Annotated in this window: 9 protein-coding genes; all 9 read right to left on the bottom strand. The window is 48.0% G+C overall.

Features of this window, described 5'->3' with window-relative positions; all coding sequences use genetic code 11:
- Positions 1-64 precede the first annotated feature (64 nt).
- Positions 65-1,171, bottom strand: coding sequence for a CobW family GTP-binding protein (locus tag L5L97_RS01405; protein WP_219250126.1), 1,107 nt, complete (start codon positions 1,169-1,171; stop codon positions 65-67).
- A gap of 225 nt (positions 1,172-1,396) precedes the next feature.
- Complete coding sequence (locus L5L97_RS01400) at positions 1,397-2,815, bottom strand: DEAD/DEAH box helicase (RefSeq protein ID WP_263180900.1); 1,419 nt, start codon at positions 2,813-2,815, stop codon at positions 1,397-1,399.
- Positions 2,816-2,944: 129 nt separating this feature from the next.
- Positions 2,945-5,992, bottom strand: coding sequence for an EAL domain-containing protein (locus tag L5L97_RS01395; protein WP_263180898.1), 3,048 nt, complete (start codon positions 5,990-5,992; stop codon positions 2,945-2,947).
- Positions 5,993-6,120: 128 nt separating this feature from the next.
- A complete protein-coding gene (locus tag L5L97_RS01390) occupies positions 6,121-7,740 on the bottom strand; it encodes a glycogen synthase (protein ID WP_263180897.1) in 1,620 nt (539 codons plus the stop codon).
- A gap of 103 nt (positions 7,741-7,843) precedes the next feature.
- Positions 7,844-9,106, bottom strand: coding sequence for a glucose-1-phosphate adenylyltransferase (gene glgC / locus L5L97_RS01385; RefSeq protein ID WP_263179079.1), 1,263 nt, complete (start codon positions 9,104-9,106; stop codon positions 7,844-7,846).
- Between the two features lie 243 nt (positions 9,107-9,349).
- Entirely contained in the window at positions 9,350-11,884 is a 2,535-nt protein-coding gene (locus tag L5L97_RS01380) for a glycogen/starch/alpha-glucan phosphorylase (RefSeq protein WP_263180895.1), read from the bottom strand.
- A complete protein-coding gene (gene glgX, locus L5L97_RS01375; RefSeq protein WP_263180893.1) occupies positions 11,877-14,093 on the bottom strand; it encodes a glycogen debranching protein GlgX in 2,217 nt (738 codons plus the stop codon). The genes L5L97_RS01380 and glgX overlap by 8 nt, the downstream gene beginning before the upstream one ends.
- 1 nt (position 14,094) lies before the next feature.
- Positions 14,095-16,329, bottom strand: a complete 2,235-nt coding sequence (gene glgB / locus L5L97_RS01370; protein WP_263180890.1) for a 1,4-alpha-glucan branching protein GlgB — start codon at positions 16,327-16,329, stop codon at positions 14,095-14,097.
- A 132-nt stretch (positions 16,330-16,461) separates the two neighbouring features.
- Positions 16,462-18,888, bottom strand: a complete 2,427-nt coding sequence (gene malQ / locus L5L97_RS01365) for a 4-alpha-glucanotransferase (protein WP_263180889.1) — start codon at positions 18,886-18,888, stop codon at positions 16,462-16,464.
- Positions 18,889-19,111: the final 223 nt, after the last annotated feature.

The following is a 19,111-nucleotide window of genomic DNA, read 5'->3' as shown; positions in this document are numbered from 1 at the left end:
CCCACCAAATCTGCCCCCTCTTACCTATGCTCACACCTGTAATAAAGAGTGATGGGGAACTCTGTTAGCTAAGACAAGCAATCAACTGCAGCTCAATCTCGTTCCAATTGACGTCGTCCATGGTAATCATTTCTAGTCTGGAATCTAAGGTGTCATCGAGTTCAACTACAGTAAACTCATGGTCAATCCAGTTAAATCCTGCAATTCCATCAGTAGTGATCATCACGGCCTTTAATCTAAGCAACACTTGCCCAACGTTGGATGACTGAGCTTGCCGCTGAATAAAATCCATTAATTTATCAAAATCAAATTCTTGACTCGGTTCAAACACCCAGCCGCAGCTAAAACAACCTTCACCTTGATTCTGCTTTCGCACTATACCGCGATCATCAAAATCAAGTGCGGCTTCGATTGCACCTTCGGCAAAGAGGCTCAACTCACTCAAGCGAGAACCACCAGCACGAAACAAGCTTGGAGCCGTCGTCGGTAGGCTGCCCAGCTTTAGGCCCGCGCTAGCATGCCCATTTATATTGAGTGACACGCGCCTTGGTTGGTTAAGATAGTCCAGCAAAGCGCTAGGTAAAGGCTGTTGATTTGAGTGGCTCACTACAGGAATATCAGTACGTTCAATATGGCTTAAATAAGTCTGCAATTCATAGAGTAACTTAGTATTTTCAGCATCATACAAGTCAGACTTAGTTGCGATGATCACATCGGCCACTTGCAACTGTTGGATAAAATTTGCATGTTCGCGATAGCGAGGATCGTGGATCTTACGCGCGTCCACCAAACATAGGGTGCTACGCAGTGAAATCACATTCTGATAATGGGGCGCACTCAATACTTTAATGATTTCATTAGGATGCCCAAGCCCAGTCGGTTCAATCAATAAGCGGTCAGGTTTCGCTTTCGCAATCAACTGATTGATGGCCACTTGTGTCGGTACGCCTGCTGCGCAGCACATACAGCCACCCGCAACCTCACGAATTTGTATGCCGTTATCAGAGGAATTAAGTAACCCCGCATCAATGCCGACCTCACCAAATTCATTGACCAACACAGCCCAAATTTCATCCGCGGGTTTAGTCGCCAGCAATTGCTTAATCAGAGAGGTTTTACCTACACCTAAAAAACCTGTAATGATATTGGTGGGAATCGCTTTGATAATCATAAGGAAACTCGCTCGAATAGAAAGCTTAGCGCTCGAGTGTAGAAGTATTGGCTTTGAAGCTCAACAAAAAGCGCATCGGTGAGGATGCGCTTTTAGAATCGCGACAGGCTATGTAGCAAAATATGCAACTGACTATTCAACAGTCAAATCAACAAACTAGGTAACCGTTAAACGGCTAAGCTAATAGGCACTTTGCACTTATTAGCCTTGATTGTTGGGCTTAGCTTATTTTGACTTATTGGTGCGAGAGCCAAAACCTGACTTATTGCTCACCAAATTCGACTTAGGTTTAGTTGCATTAAACGGCTTACCTGAGCCAGAAGCTGGCTTAGCACGGCTAGAGGATTTCTCTGCACCTGCTTTGCTGTCCAGCGCTTTACCTTTCGCGTACTTCCCTTGACGAGACTGACCAATAGTACGATCCTGCGGCGCCTTATGGCTCCACTTTCCAATAGGCTTAATCGGTGCCGCGGGCACATCACGGTAACGGGCAGGCAAAGGCGTGCCTTCTTCATAACCCGGTTGTACCGACACGGGCAGTTTCTGCTCAATCAAGGCTTCAATTTCAGCGAGCATTTCATCGTCAGAAGGTGAAACAAACGAAATCGCGCGACCCGTTAATCCTGCTCGGCCAGTACGACCAATACGATGGATATAGTCTTCGGCGAGGAAAGGTAATTCAAGGTTGATCACCATAGGCAAGGCATGAATGTCTAAACCACGAGCGGCCACATCGGTCGCCACCAGCACCCGCAATTTACCGGCTTTAAACTCTTCCAACACCCGATTACGGGCGCCTTGTGTTTTATCGCCGTGGAATACACCTGCGGCTATGCCATCCAGCTTTAATTCTTGTAACAAATGCTCGGCGCTTTCTTTCGTGCTGGCAAACACCAGCACTTGGCGCCAATTGTTGCGGCCAACGAGTTCTGACAACAGCTCGGCTTTGCGACGTTTATCAACGCGATAGACTTCCTGCACAACTGTGGATGCGGTAGTCGTGTCAGCAACATTCACCCACTGAGGTTCATTCAGCATTTTCTCGGCGAGTTGTTTGACGGCATCACTATAGGTCGCTGAAAACAACATGGTTTGATGCTGCGGCGCAATTAAGCGTTTCACTTTTTCAATGTCGCGCACAAAACCCATGTCTAACATGCGGTCGGCTTCGTCGATCACTAAGGTCGTGACACTCGACAAATCTAACTGGAATTGGCCGATAATATCGAATAAACGACCAGGAGTTGCCACCAAAATATCAACGCCCTGCTCTACCCCTTTACGCTGAGGATTCATGTTAGCACCGCCGTAAACGGCCAAGGTTTTCAGTGGTAGGAACTGGCTGTATTTTTGGATATTTTCGCAGACTTGAATCGCAAGTTCACGGGTGGGAGTCATCACCAACGCGCGTAAAATCGGTTTATCATTGCTGTCGCTTGTTAAAGACTCAGCCGCCAACTTTTCAAGTACAGGCAGAGCAAAGGAAGCCGTCTTACCTGTACCCGTTTGGGCGCAGGCCATAATGTCTTTGCCTTCAAAGGCAAGCGGGATCACTTTCTCTTGCACTTGAGTGAGTTGCTGATAGCCACACTCAGTTATCGCATTCAAAATAGGAGAAGATAAACCGAGTGTTTCAAATTTCATAGGGACTCTTTAGCTAAGTAGTAAAACTTTGATGCGAGGTGATACTCAATGCCCCAACGCGGGGCCGCGGAGTCTAGCAAAATTCGCGGCGTTTTTATAGGCAATTATCGCCACTAAGTTAATATCTCCTCAGACATGGGAGACTAAAAGCGGATCCTGTAAGTATTTTTGGCTAAATTCACCCGCAGGCACAGGTCTTGAGAACAAGTAACCTTGGCCGTAGTCACAGCCTGCAGCCAACAAGACTAGCCGCTGCGCATCGGTTTCGACACCTTCGGCAATCACCTTCATTCCCAACTTGTGGGCCATCACGATAATCGCCTCGCAGAGAATTTGATCGTTTGAATCGGTATCGATATGGCGGGTAAAAGATTGATCAATTTTAAGATAATCAATGTCAAACTTTTTCAAATAGGCGAGTGACGAATAGCCCGTACCAAAATCGTCCAGCGACACTTGCACACCCGCATCGCGGTAGGCCAGTAGTTTTTCGGTTACCCCCATACTGGCGTCCAATAACAGGCCTTCGGTAATTTCAACACAGACTCCCGCGCCTGTAATATTAAGATCTTGCAATAACTTCAACCAATCATTGAGCAGCGTGCCTTCATCACGAAATTGAATTGGGGATTTATTGACGCTGATTTGGATTTCAATCCCTAATTCATGACGCCACGCCGCACTCTGGCGAGCGGCTTGCTCGAACACCCAATTGCCGATTTCAACAATCAAGCCAGTATCCTCCGCCACAGGAATAAACTCAGCAGGCGACACAGCACCACGCTCCGCATGATGCCAGCGGATCAAGGCTTCAGCCTTAGTCACTTCACCCGTTGCTAAGGCAACAATCGGCTGATAATGCAGTTCAAATTCTTTATTCACGACCGCTTGACGTAAGTCTTGGATCAAGCGCATGCGGTATTTGGCGTATTCCTGCATCGATGGGGTGAAATAGTTGAAGCGATTACGCCCTTGATCTTTCGCCGCATACATAGCCTGATCCGCATGCTTGAGAAGCCCTTCAATACTGGTCGAATCATCGGGATACAAAGTAATCCCGATACTGACGCTGATATAAGCGGTTTCTTCCCCTAACACATAGGGTTCGGCAATTCTTCGCAAAATATTCTCGGCGACGCGCTCAATCCCCTTATGGTCTTCCATCGAACTTAACACCACAGTAAATTCATCGCCGCCAAGACGCGCCACGACGTCGGCATCACGCACACAGGATTTCAATCGACTCGCGGTTTCTATCAACAGTAAATCGCCCATGGCATGGCCTAAGGTGTCATTCACTTCTTTAAAGAAATCTAAATCCAAGAACAATAAGGCAAAGTGGTTGCGATTGCGGTCGGCATTTTTCACTTCACTGCTTAAATACTCCAACAACATGCGCCGATTAGGCAACCCCGTCAGCGTATCGTAGTTAGCCTGTTTCCAAATCAGATGTTCATTTTGCTTCTTATCGGTAATGTCTGAGAACAGGGCAACACGTCGATAGGGATGGCCTTCTTTATCATTAATCGTATTGATGGTTAACCAGATGACATATTCCTCGCCATTTTTGCGCCGCTGCCACATTTCCCCCTGCCATTGGCCCTTTTCACGGATCTCATTGTTCATTTGAGTGTAAAAATCACGGCCATTAAGGTCACAATAAAGCAGCCGAATATGTTGGTCCCGCACTTCAAATTCGCGATAACCCGTCATCACACTAAAGGCGGCGTTGACGGTAATAATCACGCCCTTTTCATCGAGGACACTCATGGCTTCAGAGCTGTTATCGTAAACCAGTGCCGACAACTTTAAGGATTCTTCGATAAGTTTTGCGTCGGTAATATCGGTATAGGTTCCACACATACGCAGGGCATTGTTGTTTGCATCTCTGCTCACGACTTTACCTGTATCAAGGATCCACCGCACCTTACGGTTTACGGTATTTAAGCGGTACTCCATCTTATGTTGCGCCGTTTCGCCACGAATATGGGCCTCAATCGAATGCAGCACTTTAGGCCTGTCTTCGGCGACTATCGCATCCATCCATTGGCGACTATTGGCGTTGAGCATATCAACATCGCAACCAAGAATATCGGCGCTGCGGGCGTTACGTTCGATACGATCATTACGAATATCCCAATCCCACACCCCAAGATCGCTACTGCTTAACACCAGTTCGAGTTGTTCACGGCTAGCGAGCACCTCTTGGTCAGCAATGGCCTGTGAGGTGATATCTAAATATCCAGCAATAACAAGCAACACGGCATTATTACCACCACGCTTACAGGCGACAGTCATATGGGTGTAAACCACGCTACCGTCTTTAACGATAAAACGTTTATCCATCTCGTAATTATCGATATCCCCCCGCAGCATAAGCTCAAATTTCAGGGCATCCGCTTCTAAATCATCGGGATGAGTAATTTGTGCCCACGTCATCCGTAGCAATTCAGCTTCTGAATACTTGAGCATTTGACATAATCGTGGATTCACCTTTATCCACTTTTGATCTATCCCCGTTATTGCAATACCAATATTGCCCGCGTTGAATTGGCTCCTAAAAAGAAAATCATCCTGCAGACGAATTTGTTCATCACGCTCTAATTCAAAACGTCGCGATAACAAGCGGCTCAATAGCCAAGTCGCAATCGGGAAAATGGTCAATACAGGGAGGGTCACTTTGGCGAGTAATGGCATTGCTATGCCATCGGGTAGAAATAAGAACCACAACAACATCACGATATGAACGGTATAGGCAAAGAGAAAAATTTCTCCACCTGAAATATTGGCTAACAGAGACTTACGATATTGACGCCAGATCACCCCGATTAAACCGGATGACACTATGACGCCGACGCCAATCCATATACCAGCGCCACCGATACTGATGCGATACAACGCCGTCATCACGACAGCCACTAAGGTCGGTAAACCACCGAAAAATAGACCAGAAATACAAAGAATAACCGAACGGGTATCAAAGAAAACGCCAGGCAAATATACCCAAGGCGTACTCATAATAGTGATACCAATGCCACCGATGAGCATCCCAATAATGATGCGCCACAGTAAAAAATACTGCCGCTGGTGTTTTTTAGGGATCACATCGTACAAAAATACCAACGCCAGCAATAAAGCCGCATTTTGTACTAACGGAAAGAGAATACCTTTATCCATAACTCAGAGAGCGACTCCAAAAATGAGGGGGCTTGATACCATTTTAACATTCCCCCACAAGTGTAGCAGAATCACTTAGAAATCATGCGTTAATTCCCTTTGCCGCATCACACTTTGGACTTACCACATTACATTTTGCAATAGAGTTGTTGACGATATTGCTCTGCAATAGAATGCCAGTCAAAACGCTGTGCCATGGCCGCAGCACGCACTTGTGGCCATGTTTTCCCCTCGAAACAAGCAATGGCTTGCATCAACCTTTGCAAAAACGCTTCGGCTTGCTCATTTAAGCTATTGCCGTTAAAAGCAAAACCATTAATTCCATCCTCAACGGTATCCTTTAAACCGCCTACACTATGCACTAAACATGGCTGTCCCGCGCGCATGGCCAACATTTGACTGATGCCACAGGGCTCAAAGGAACTTGGCATCAAAAATAGATCGCCATGCTGATACAGCGCTTCGGATAACGCCTCGTTGTATCCTTGCAAAAATAATAGGTTATCGTATTTAGCCCCTAACGCTTGGAAAGACTTAGCAATCGATGCATCGCCACTGCCGAGTAAAATCAGCAGTGCCGTCGGTTTTGTCTGCTTCAATGCTTTAAGTAAGGTCTCAAGCACAGATAAACCCGAGGGCAATTGATGGCGCAGCAGTAAGACTTTTTGATCGGTCAAGCGGCCCACCGAAGTCAATAACAGACTCGGTACTTGCTCCGCCATTGCTTGACGCCAATGGGCTTGAGTGCGCGCAAAGGCGATCATGTCCACGCCACTCACTTGCGTTTGATGCCCCTGCCATTGCACTAACGCAGTTTCAATCGCACTGAGCAATTGCTTGAACTCGGGTACTTGAATACGCGCAGGTGGCTTAGCGGGTAAATCCGATACTGACGAATACACACAGCCATTTAAAATCCCCACCACTTTGCCGTCATTGGCCTTGGCCTGTAAGTCTTGCTCTAACCCTTCACCACCAAAAAATCCCGCTTCGGGTTTGGAGGGCTGCAACACTTCCTTGGCATAACTGGGTGAGACTAAATGCACTTTGTCGCTCAGCACTATGCCCATGCGCATAGGGTTAACACAGTAGGGATAACGGGGATCGGTGATCAGCTGTTTTTGCCCCTGCGTCAAAGTGGCAAACAGCTCGGGAAACCAAGCCGCAAAGGAGGATGAGTCTTGGCTTAAGGGACGTATCCCCTGCAGTGCAAGATTGTGGATAGAGAACACACACTCAATTTCTTTGAGAACACTGAACCCAGGCACGAATGCTCTTAACATGGCTAAGCAGCCCGCATGCCAGTCATGTAAATGCAGCACAGTCGGCATAGGCACTCGGCCAGTAACTAATGCTGTCGCGACGCTCGCACAAAGGAAAGCAAACTTAGTCGCATCGTCGGCGAAAGGACGCTCGGCGCTGCCTTGGCTATAAATCTGCCCAGGTACGGATTGCCATAATGCATGTTCGAGCAGATAAATCATCGCCTCTGGCACATGGGGATGGGGCATGGCAAACACATGCACCCGCTCCAATCGGCCGCCAAAAGCCACAGTTAACTCACCCAGATCTTGGGGTTGATTCGCTACCGCAGTCAAAAAGCCATAGCTTGGCATGATCACATCGGCGCACAAATCAACACCCGCCAAAGCGGCGGGTAAATCACGGATGACATCCGCCATACCGCCAACCTTGGCGCCCGCAAGGGCACCGTTTTCAGCCGCGACCATCAAAATGCGTTGTTTCAATTAATTGGATACTCCCGCTACTTCAACTGTGCAGCTTTTATTAAGCTGCCTATACCTAAGCCATTTTTACTTTAATGATCAATTTACTTTAATGATCAAAGCACTATTCATAGCCTACAGGCAAACCTAGCATGTCACGGGTCACTAAAGTCACGCCTTTTTCGGACACCCTAAAGCCTTTAGCTCTGTCGTGATCATGGTTATAACCTATCACCATGCCTTCGGGAATAATGCAGCCACGGTCAAGTATCGCATTCTTGATTTTGCAATGGCGCAGCACGACTACATCGGGTAGCACTACTGAATCTTCAACCAACGAATAAGAACAAACGCGTACTTCGTTAAACAATACGCTACGGCGCACTGTCGCCCCCGAAATAATACAACCGCCCGAAACAATCGAGTCCAACGCCATACCACGTCTGTCATCGTCATCAAACACAAATTTAGCGGGAGGTAATTGTTCTTGGAAAGTCCAAATTGGCCATTTCGCATCGTACAAATTCAGTGCTGGCGTGGGCGATAACAGTTCCATATTCGCTTGCCAGAAAGAGTCTAGCGTACCCACATCGCGCCAATAGGCTTGCTCATTTGGGAAAGCACTCTTAAAGGGATAGGCAAACACATTATGTTTTTCGATGATCGCAGGAATAATATCCTTACCAAAATCGCGATCTGAGCTTTCATTTAAGGCATCTTTCTTGAGCTGGTCAAACAAAAACTCTGTGTTAAACACATAGTTGCCCATAGACGCTAAACACATTTCAGGATTACCCGGAGAATGTTTAGGCTGCAGCGGCTTTTCTTCAAAGCCTAAAATGCGCATATCTTCGTCGACTTCCATCACCCCAAACGAACCCGCAGCTTCGGCAATCGGCACTTCAAGGCAAGAGACTGTCATATCTGCACCCGACTCGGCATGGGCGGCTAATAACCCAGCATAATCCATGCGATACACGTGATCGCCAGACAACACCATTACGTATTTAGGCAGCTCGTGGCGAATGATATCGATATTTTGAAATACCGCATCGGCCGTGCCTTGGTACCAGTTTTCCGAATAGCGTTGTGAAGCGGGTAAAATCTCCACCGACTCGCCCAGCTCCTTCTTAAAATGGCCCCAACCGCGCATCACATGGCGGATCAAAGAATGCGACTTATACTGAGTCACAACCCCGACACGACGAATACCCGAGTTGATACAATTTGAGAGCGGGAAATCGATAATACGAAACTTACCACCGAAATACAGTGCAGGTTTAGCACGCCAATCCGTGAGTTCATGCAAGCGAGACCCGCGCCCACCAGCTAAAATCAACGCATAGGTTTCACGAGTTAAATTACTGATATAACGAACATTAGACATAGGCTCTTACTCCGAAATCGGCAAACTGATTGCCCATAAATGGCTTATCGATACGGCAGACACTGCCGTACTCCCCTGAGTATTTCTCACTTGCATTCCCCATTCCTTCCATTGATTGCTGCATTCCTTTCAAACACTTAACCTTTATACCCAAGCTACCTGAAGATACGAGTCCTGCATCTTCAGGTTGTTTGGGTATATACTCATCCGCTATAACAAGACTTATAACCCAGAGCCCAACCCCTACAGTTTCCAAATTTCATCGCGATAACCCGCGATCGTCACATCACTCGAAAAACGTCCACTGGCGGCGGTATTGCGAATACTCATCTGCGTCCACACCTGCGGATCTTTATAGGCCCGCGCCACGGCTTCTTGCACGACTCGGTAACTGTCAAAGTCGGCGGCCGTCATCCATTGATCGTCGCTACTTTCGATGGCGGCAATAATGGGATCGAAAATCCCCGGCTCAAGCAGATTGAAGTGACCACTTTTGAGTAACTTCATCACCTCAGATAACGCCGGTGAATCATCAATAATACTGCGCGGATGATAGTGACTACGTACCTGCGAGACCTGCTCCGCATTGAGTCCAAACAGGAAGAAGTTCTCAGAGCCCACTTCCTCTAACATCTCGATATTGGCGCCATCCATAGTGCCGATTGTCAGGGCGCCGTTCATCATGAACTTCATATTGCCCGTGCCCGATGCCTCTTTGCCCGCGGTTGAAATTTGCTCGGACAAGTCAGTCCCCGGACAGATTTTTTCCATGGCGCTGACGTTGTAGTTTGGTAAGAAAGCAAAGCGTAGGTAAGGCGTCACCATAGGATCGGAATTGACCATATGAGCAACATTGCTGGCGAGTTTGATGATCAACTTAGCCATAAAGTAACCGGGCGCCGCTTTACCGCCGATCAATACACAACGTGGCACCATGTTTTCGGTGTGGCCTTGCTGGATCTGATGATAGAGATGAATCACATGCAATATGTTGAGTAACTGACGTTTATATTCGTGAATACGCTTCACTTGCACGTCAAACAGCATAGCCGGATCGAACTCAACCCCACATTCCTTAACAATCATCTTAGCCAGCAAAGCCTTGTTGGCTTGCTTCACATCACGCCATTTTTGGATAAACGCATTGTCCTGTGTGAGAGCATTGAGCGCCGTTAACTGGCTTAAGTCTGTCACCCATTCTTGACCTAAATGGGCAGTCAGTAACTTAGCTAAGGCAGGGTTACAATGGGCAAGCCAACGCCTTGGCGTCACACCATTGGTACGGTTATTAAACTTATGCGGCCACAACTCATAGAAATCCTTAAACAACCCAGATTTGAGTAGTTGCGTGTGTAAACCCGCGACACCGTTGACCGAGAAACTCGCCACAATCGCCAAATACGCCATACGTACATGGGGATGTGGGCCATCTTGAATAATTGACATACTCGCCAATTTCTCACTATTTCCAGGCCAATGGTGGGCGACTATATCTAAGTAACGGGCGTTGATTTCATAAATGATTTCTAAGATGCGTGGCAACATTTGCGCCATCATACGCACGGGCCAACGCTCTAGTGCTTCAGGCAACAGGGTATGGTTAGTGTAAGCCATGGTCTGACTGGTAATCGCCCACGCACTGTCCCATTCCAAACCGTATTCGTCGATCAATAACCGCATCAACTCAGGCACGGCAATGCTAGGGTGAGTGTCATTCAACTGCATGACATTTTTAGCGGCAAACTGCGTAAAATCATGACCATGACGACTCACCCAACGTTTGAGTAAATCCTGCAAGCTAGCGGAGGATAAAAAGTATTGCTGACGTAATCGCAGCTCTTTGCCGTTCTCGCTCGCATCATTTGGATAGAGCACCATAGTGATCTGCTCGGCCAAGTTTTTACGGGCCACCGCTTCCGTGTAGTCGCCTTGGTTAAACTCAGCTAAATCAAAATCATCGGTGGCTTCAGCCTTCCACAATCTCAGGGTATTTACCCGCCCATTGCGATAACCGGGAACTGGCATGTCATAGGCGACGGCGAGCACATCTTGGGTTTCAACCCAAATAATGTGCCGACGGCCTTGTTTATCGACATAGGATTCGGTATGACCAAAAAATGGCACTATTACGTTGTGGGTAGGGACACGCACTTCCCACGGATTACCTTCGCGCAACCAACGGTCAGGGCGTTCAACTTGGTAACCGTCGACTATCTTCTGGGCGAACATGCCATATTCGTAACGTATGCCATAGCCGGTCACGGATAAGTCCATGCTGGCGCAGCTATCGAGGAAACACGCGGCTAATCGACCTAAACCGCCGTTACCTAAACCCGCATCATGTTCGGCCTCTTCTAACTCTTCTAGCGATACGGCATAGTTGCTCAAGGCATTACGGCTATCTTGTTGCAAATCTAAACTCAGTAGTGCATTACCTAGTGCTCGGCCCATCAAAAATTCAAGGGATAAATACGCCACTTGCTTGCGCTTAAAATGGCTGTCATCCACTCGGGTCTGACGCCAATTATCTAGCATCTGTTCTTTCACGCTGTAAGCTAACGCTTGAAATAATTCGCAGCTCACGCCTTCGCCACGGCTGAGTCCATAACGTAAATGGCGCTCAAAGGAAGCGGGCAAAGCATCGCAGGGTTCACAAGGCTCAGCGGCTTTAGACTTAGTCTGACGCTTAGCGGGCGCCTTCTTGCTCGCTGCTTTTGACTGAGCTAGTGTTACTGGTTTTTCGCTGGTATTGGGGCTCAGCTCGCTTTTGTCACTCATAGTTAATTCCTTCATTTCCTATAAAATCAGCATGAAAAAGCATGAGACTACGATCTTGCAGTAAGTATCGCGTCGCAGAGATCTGAACATCCAGCGGCTCAGTTTGGGTATGAATAAGGCATTGCCACGGACTCAAGTGCTCGAAAGTCGGCAGGGTAAAAGCGAGAGGATTGTCGTCGGCATTAACCATCAACAGCAAAGCTTGCTGCTTGCCTTGATCTTCTAAATCACCGGAAAGCACCACAGACAAACTGCGGCACATAGATTCGGTCCACAAGCTCTTGGTCATTTGTTCACCTTGGCGACTAAACCAATCTAATCGAGTACCAATATCGGCTAAGGATTCAGCCAATAACTGTTCGTGAATGAAGCGCTTAGCACATAACAGCGGGAAACGTTTCCGCAGGGCAATAAGCTGTTGAGTAAAGGCCAACAGCTCAGTGTCCATGCCCTTTGCCGACCAATCAAACCAGTTCAGTTCATTGTCTTGGCAATAGGCATTATTGTTGCCTTGCTGAGTGCGGCCCGTCTCATCACCGCTCAACAACATAGGCACACCTTGAGATAAAAATAGCGTAGTCAATAAGTTACGTTGTTGACGACTGCGAAGTGCCAGAATTGAGCTATCTTCGGTTTCCCCTTCAATCCCATAATGATGGCTAAAGTTTTCTTGGTGACCATCGCGGTTATCCTCCCCATTTGCCAAGTTATGGCGCTGGGTATAACTCACTAAGTCTTTAAGGGTAAAACCGTCGTGACTGGTTAAAAAATTAAGACTAGTCGCTGGTGGACGGCCACTGTGTTCAAAAAAATCCCCCGAGCCGTGAAAACGCCGAGCAAATTCGGGCAACATGCTGTGATCGCCGCGCCAAAAGCGGCGCATAGTGTCTCTATATCTGTCGTTCCATTCGCTAAAAGCCACGGGGAAATTGCCCAATTGATAACCACCAGGGCCGATATCCCAAGGCTCAGCAATTAATTTCACTCGGCACAAAACAGGGTCTTGCAACAGCGCATCGAAGAAACCTGAGCCGGGATCAAAACCATAGGCTTCGCGACCTAAGCAAGCCGCTAAGTCGAAGCGAAACCCATCGACACCCATGATTTCTACCCAATAACGCAGCGAATCTAGTACGAGCTGTAACATGCGTGGATGATTGATATTTAAGGTGTTTCCGCAACCCGTATCATTAATATAAAAACGCTTATCGTTAGGATGCAGGCGGTAGTAACTGAGATTATCTATGCCACGAAAACTAAAGGTAGGCCCAAGGCGACTCCCCTCTGCGCTGTGGTTATAGACCACATCGAGGATCACTTCGATACCTGCCCCGTGAAGTGCATCCACCATGGCCCGAAACTCACCAATATCGTCGGATGACAGATAACTCGGCTCAGGGGCAAAAAAGCCGATACTGTTGTAACCCCAATAGTTAGTGAGCTTTTTCTCGAGCAAAAATGGCTCAGTGAAAAAGGCCTGTACAGGAAGTAACTCGACACACGTCACCCCAAGTTCGGCCAAATAATCGATAGCCGGCTGAGTCGCTAAACCCGCAAAGGTGGCACGTTTATGGGGTTCAATCTCCGGATGCGCCGCCGTAAAGCCTTTAACATGCATCTCATAAATGATGCTGCGCTCTAGGGGTTTGGGCTGAAACCTCGACGCAAGGGGCTGAATCGACTGCTTGGCAGCTATCTCGATTAATGGACGAATGTCCACGACCTTGCATTTTGGCACATAGGCAGCGTTATCTAACTTGCTGAAAGATAAGTCTTCATCCATGTGGTTCAGCTCGTAACCATAGTTAGACTCATGGTCGCGATATTCACCGACAAGCTGGCGCGCATAGGGGTCGAGCAATAATTTATTGGGGTTAAATCTGTGACCAAGCTGAGGCTCATAGGAGCCATAAACGCGATAACCGTAGAGTTGCCCCGCCTTAAGCCCTTGCACAAACACATGCCAGATTTGCTGGGTTTGTTCAGTTAACGCAATACGCGCGACTTCTTGCTCGCCATTGTCATCAAATAAACATAACTCGACCGCTGTGGCGTTAGCTGAAAATAACGCAAAGTTGACACCATCGCCCTCAACATTAGCACCGAGCGGAAAAGGCTCACCTACCCCTAACGCCCATTTTTCGCTTTGAAATGGGTGGTTTTTAGCGTCAGGGTCGAGCTTAATATCATCAGCCGTGGGCTTTTGCATGCTAGTTCGCCTCAGCCAATCCGGTTAACGCAGGCCCTATGACTAGACAGCCCAAGGGTGGCACAGTGATCAGCGCGCTCTGCGCCATTCCCTGCCACGGTAGCGACTCAGCAACCACAGTGCCCGCATTACCTTGATTACTGCCACCATAAATCTGGCTATCGCTATTAAGATATTCGCGGTAATCCCCTGCCAAGGGCAAACCAATACGGAACCCAGTATGTAATTGGGGCGTCATGTTGATGACAAACACTAACGGCGCATCACCCACTAACCCGTAACGCACAAAGGTAAAGATGCTGTCGCGGCTATTCTCACAATCTAGCCAACTAAATCCTGCGCCCTCGTAATCCTGAACCGATAAGGCTGGCATTTTTTGATATAAGTGATTGAGATCTTTAAGCCAACGCTGGACGCCTTGGTGCGGCTCGTAAGCCAATAAGTGCCAATCTAAACTCTGGTTATGGTTCCACTCATTTCGCTGACCAAACTCGCAGCCCATAAAGAGTAATTTCTTACCGGGATGCCCCCACATAAAACCGTAATAGGCACGCAGAGTTGCAAATTTCTGCCAATCATCACCGGGAATCTTATGCAGCAACGAGCCCTTACCATGGACCACTTCATCGTGACTCACGGACAGCATAAATTGCTCGGTATAGGCGTACATCAAACTGAAGGTCAATTGATGATGGTGGAATTGGCGGTAAAGCGGGTCACGGCCTAAGTAGCTTAAGCTGTCGTTCATCCAGCCCATATTCCACTTAAAACCAAAGCCAAGACCTTGCTGATCCGTCGGCTTAGTCACCCCCGCAAAAGCGGTGGACTCTTCGGCAATCATGCAAATGCCGGGGAAAGCTTGGTACAAGCGTTGATTCAAAATTTGTAAGAAACTGATAGCCTCGAGATTCTCCCGTCCACCATAGGCATTCGGTAGCCATTGGCCCGGCTCGCGGCTGTAATCGAGGTACAACATAGAAGACACGGCATCGAGACGCAGGCCATCAAAGTGAAATTCCCGCAGCCAGTAACAGGCATTACTCAACAAGAAGCTGCGCACTTCACCGCGGTCATAGTTATAAATCAGGGTATCCCAATCTGGATGTGTGCCCTTGCGAGGATCTTCATGCTCATACAAACAAGTGCCATCGAAACGCACTAAGCCGTGGGGATCCTTAGGAAAATGCGCCGACACCCAATCGAGGATGATACCAATTCCCGCCTGATGGCAGGCATCCACAAAGGCCTTTAACCCATTGGCATCGCCAAATCTGTGGGTCGGCGCATAAAGACCCACAGGCTGATATCCCCACGAACCATCAAAGGGAAACTCGCTGATCGGCATCAGTTCGATATGGGTAAAGCCTTGCTCCTTCACATAGGGAATAAGCTGTTCAATCAAGTCTTGATAATCAAGATATTGCTCGCCTTGCTCTCCCTTACGACGCCACGAACCTAAGTGCACTTCGTAGGCCGACATGGGCGCTTTATGCCAAGCTGTCGCCGCGCGCTTACTCATCCAAGCGGTATCATTCCAGCTATGGTGGGCTTTTTGGGGCACGATAGATGCATTGTGGGGCGCGCATTCCATTTGGGTTGCCATAGGATCGGATTTAGTATGGCGCTCACCATTTTGATAAACCAAATCAAACTTATAGTGTGCACCCTCAGCCACATTGGGTAAAAATAGCTCCCATAAACCATTGGCAATATGTTGGCGCATCACATGGCGAGTATCATCCCAATGGTTAAAGTCTCCCACCACAGAAACCCGCTTAGCATTAGGTGCCCACACACAAAAATGCACGCCTTCGACGCCTTGGGTTTGACGCCAGTTGGCCCCCAAAAATTCATAGGCGCGCTCGGCGCTGCCTTCACCAAACAGGTAAATATCATCACTATTGAGCAATGAATCAAACTGATAAGGGTCGACTATATCTAACTGACACAGGGGATATTCCACCCGTAGCAAGTAGAGAAACGGCTTGACGCGTCGTCCCAGAGTGCCGGCGAACAGTCCCTGCTCGTTGAGCTTGTCCAGACTCGCCACTTTGCGGCCATCTTTAATACTGATCACATCCACACTGAGGGCATTGCGAAAAAAACAACGAACAATTAATGCCTTACCCTCGTTGGCACTGTGCATACCCAAGAGCGAAAAAACATCAGTGTATTGACCATTAAGTAGGGCGACGTCGGCACCATCGTAGAAATAGGCATTGGCTTGAGTCATCATTTTTCTTCCGTTTATCAGTCAATTAAACTTGCAAATTGGCACTCTTTACCCACATAACACCCCCCTAATAATCTCATCTTTAGGGATGGCATAATGTGGTGCGACATAGGCAGCCTTTCGCTAGTGCTAGATTTAGCTCGGTAGCTGTCTCGCCACAGCGATATTTTGTAATCGCTGCAGTATCTCTGGCGAAGTAGATACTTGCGTTAAATTCAGCGGCAGGCGACGCTGCCAATTTGGATATTCGAGCCAAGTACCGGGAATATTCACCGCATGGCGATCGGCTAATAAATCGCACAGTTGCACGCTGTATAGCGCACTATTACCGCGAGCTCCTAGGGTCATCCAAGCCGTGAGCAAGGTTTGAATATCGAGTTCGGCTATCACCGCCTCGGCTAACAGACCTTGAGAGACTAACAGTGAAATGAGTTGCTGCTTTTCATGTTCACGCCCAGCAAGCGCCTCGCCTAGCTGCTCGTCAGTTTCAAACAGGGATAACTGTCGACGCAGGTGTAAATCACTGCCACACCACCAAGCGACTAAAGTCGGCACATCGTGGTTCGCCAGCATCATTAAGCTTTGGGACTTATATTGATCCGGTGATTTAAAGCCTTGATGGTCTTTGCAGAAATAGAACAACTCGTTGGAATAAATGCCAGAAGTGTAGAGACGATGAATAATGTCAGGTGGCACCAGTCCTAAATCTTCGCCAATCACCACACAGCGAGCACGTTGGCTCTCAAGGCAAACGATGGCAAGCAAGGTTTCGACGGAATAATACACATAGGCACCATGACCGAGTTGCTTATCCAGCGGCCACCACCAGAGTCGCAGTAAGCCCATCACATGATCGATACGCAAGGCGCCACAGCTTTCCATATTGGCGCGGATCAAGGCGATAAAATGGCTGAAATTATGTTGTTTTAACTTCACAGGATCGAGTGGCGTTAAGCCCCAATTTTGTCCTTGGGGTGCAAAGGGATCGGGCGGTGCACCTATGCTGGCATTCAAACAAAACTGCTCGGCATTAGCCTGTACTTCACTGCCCTGCAGCGCTGCACCGACGGCCAAATCACGGATCAATCCCAGCCCCATCCCAACCTCTTTAGCTTTTAGCTGACAGAGGTGTAACTGCTTTTCAGCCACAAATTGCAGGTAAAGATAGAAACCTTCCTCTTGCACAAACGCTTTAGGACTACGCAAATATTCCGCTTGAGCAAACTCTTGTAGCGCACAGCCCTGCTCACGCACAAACTCATGGAATCTTTGCGCTCTGGGCGTGTCGTTCGCCAGATGCGTATCACAAAAAACGCGATATAACTGCTCAAAGGCACGGTATTTCAGCTCGCTCACTTTAGGATAATCGAGCCAATTATCACGATTCAGTAAGGCGATAGCCTCTACCCAAGAAGCGCTTGAAAATTCAGTGGCAAGAACTTGGTATTCAGGAACGCTTTGTAATTGAATATAAAGAGGATTAAGTCTGCGGCGATCGCACGGACTATAAGGACTCGGATGCTCTGGCGCTGCGATATCGAGGGCATGCAAGGGATTGAGTTGAATAAAATCCGCGCCTTGCGCCGCCACCAGCCCGATCAGTTGTTCTAAATCACCAAAATCGCCAATGCCCCATTGGCTCTCGCTGCGCAAACTGTAGAGTTGAACGCTGATCCCCCAAGGTTTATGGCGTTTACCTTGGGCGACAGCCGTGAGTACGCCTTGGTAGGCGGCCCGCGGCGCCACCATTAAGGTGCCAGAAAACAAAGTGCTGGTATCAGCTTCAGCCGTCACACAGCTCTCTAGCGCCAAGCTTGGCGCTTGTGTACTTGTCGATAGGGCATGTTTTAAGCTTAAGGCTATGCGATGAAAGCCCAAACCTAACATAGATAAATCACTCGCATTTTTGTCGGCTGCATGCGCAAATGAGTCTTGGTTTTTTGTAAATGCAGGGTTGTTAGTGAACTCTTGGCTGCTCAGGAAATAGGACGCTAAATTCACCGCCTCAGTATCGGCGGGCATTAAGTTGTCAGGGTAAGCTTGGGTCTTGGCCTCAGCTAAATCGAGGCGTGCGAATCCCAGTTGCGTAAGATCAAGGCGATAGTGTAGATAAAGCGTTTGTTCAATGCGGTAATCGCCAATGGACTTAAGCGCCGAGAAAGGCACATCGAATACAATAGACTCACCCTGTTCGCATTCAATCGCCACACTCAGATCTGAGGTGTAGGTTTCCGGTAAACAAAGGCTTATCCAAGGTTCATCCACAAAACACCAATGGAATTCAGGTAGCACCTGAGTCCAAGGACGGGCATCCAGTAAATCAATTTGCGACGCGATCAGTGCTTCGGTCAATACCGTATCGACACAGGTCAGCCCAGCATCACTCGATAACGCTTCTGTAGCAGGAGCATCAATGGCAGTCCCTGCCACGCTGTTTTTTTCCTGTAACATACAGGTCAAGATACCTTGCCTGTCTACCTCGGAAATATGGATATTTTGGCCAAAACAATCAGTAAATTCTGCTCCAACTCCCCGCAAATACAGCAACTTTTCCAGCCCCATATTTTGTCGCCCCCGCGACCGCTCATCCATAGCTTTAGATATACAGTAACCATGCCAACGAAAAGTAACAAGAAGATGACATAAATATTTCAGAGAAATAACAAAAAACTTTTTCAAAAAATCAGTAACTTACTAGAAGCACTCAGTTAAGTTGGCGCTCAGTAGCTATCAGGATATAAAGAGTGGAATGCACTAAATTGGGGCATGCGTTCAGCAAGAGGGC

Origin of the sequence: Shewanella sp. SM71 (assembly GCF_025653905.1) — a bacterium.
GTDB lineage: Bacteria > Pseudomonadota > Gammaproteobacteria > Enterobacterales > Shewanellaceae > Shewanella > Shewanella oncorhynchi.
Note: the sequence above shows the minus strand (reverse complement) of the source record. Positions and strands in the feature narration are given on the sequence as shown.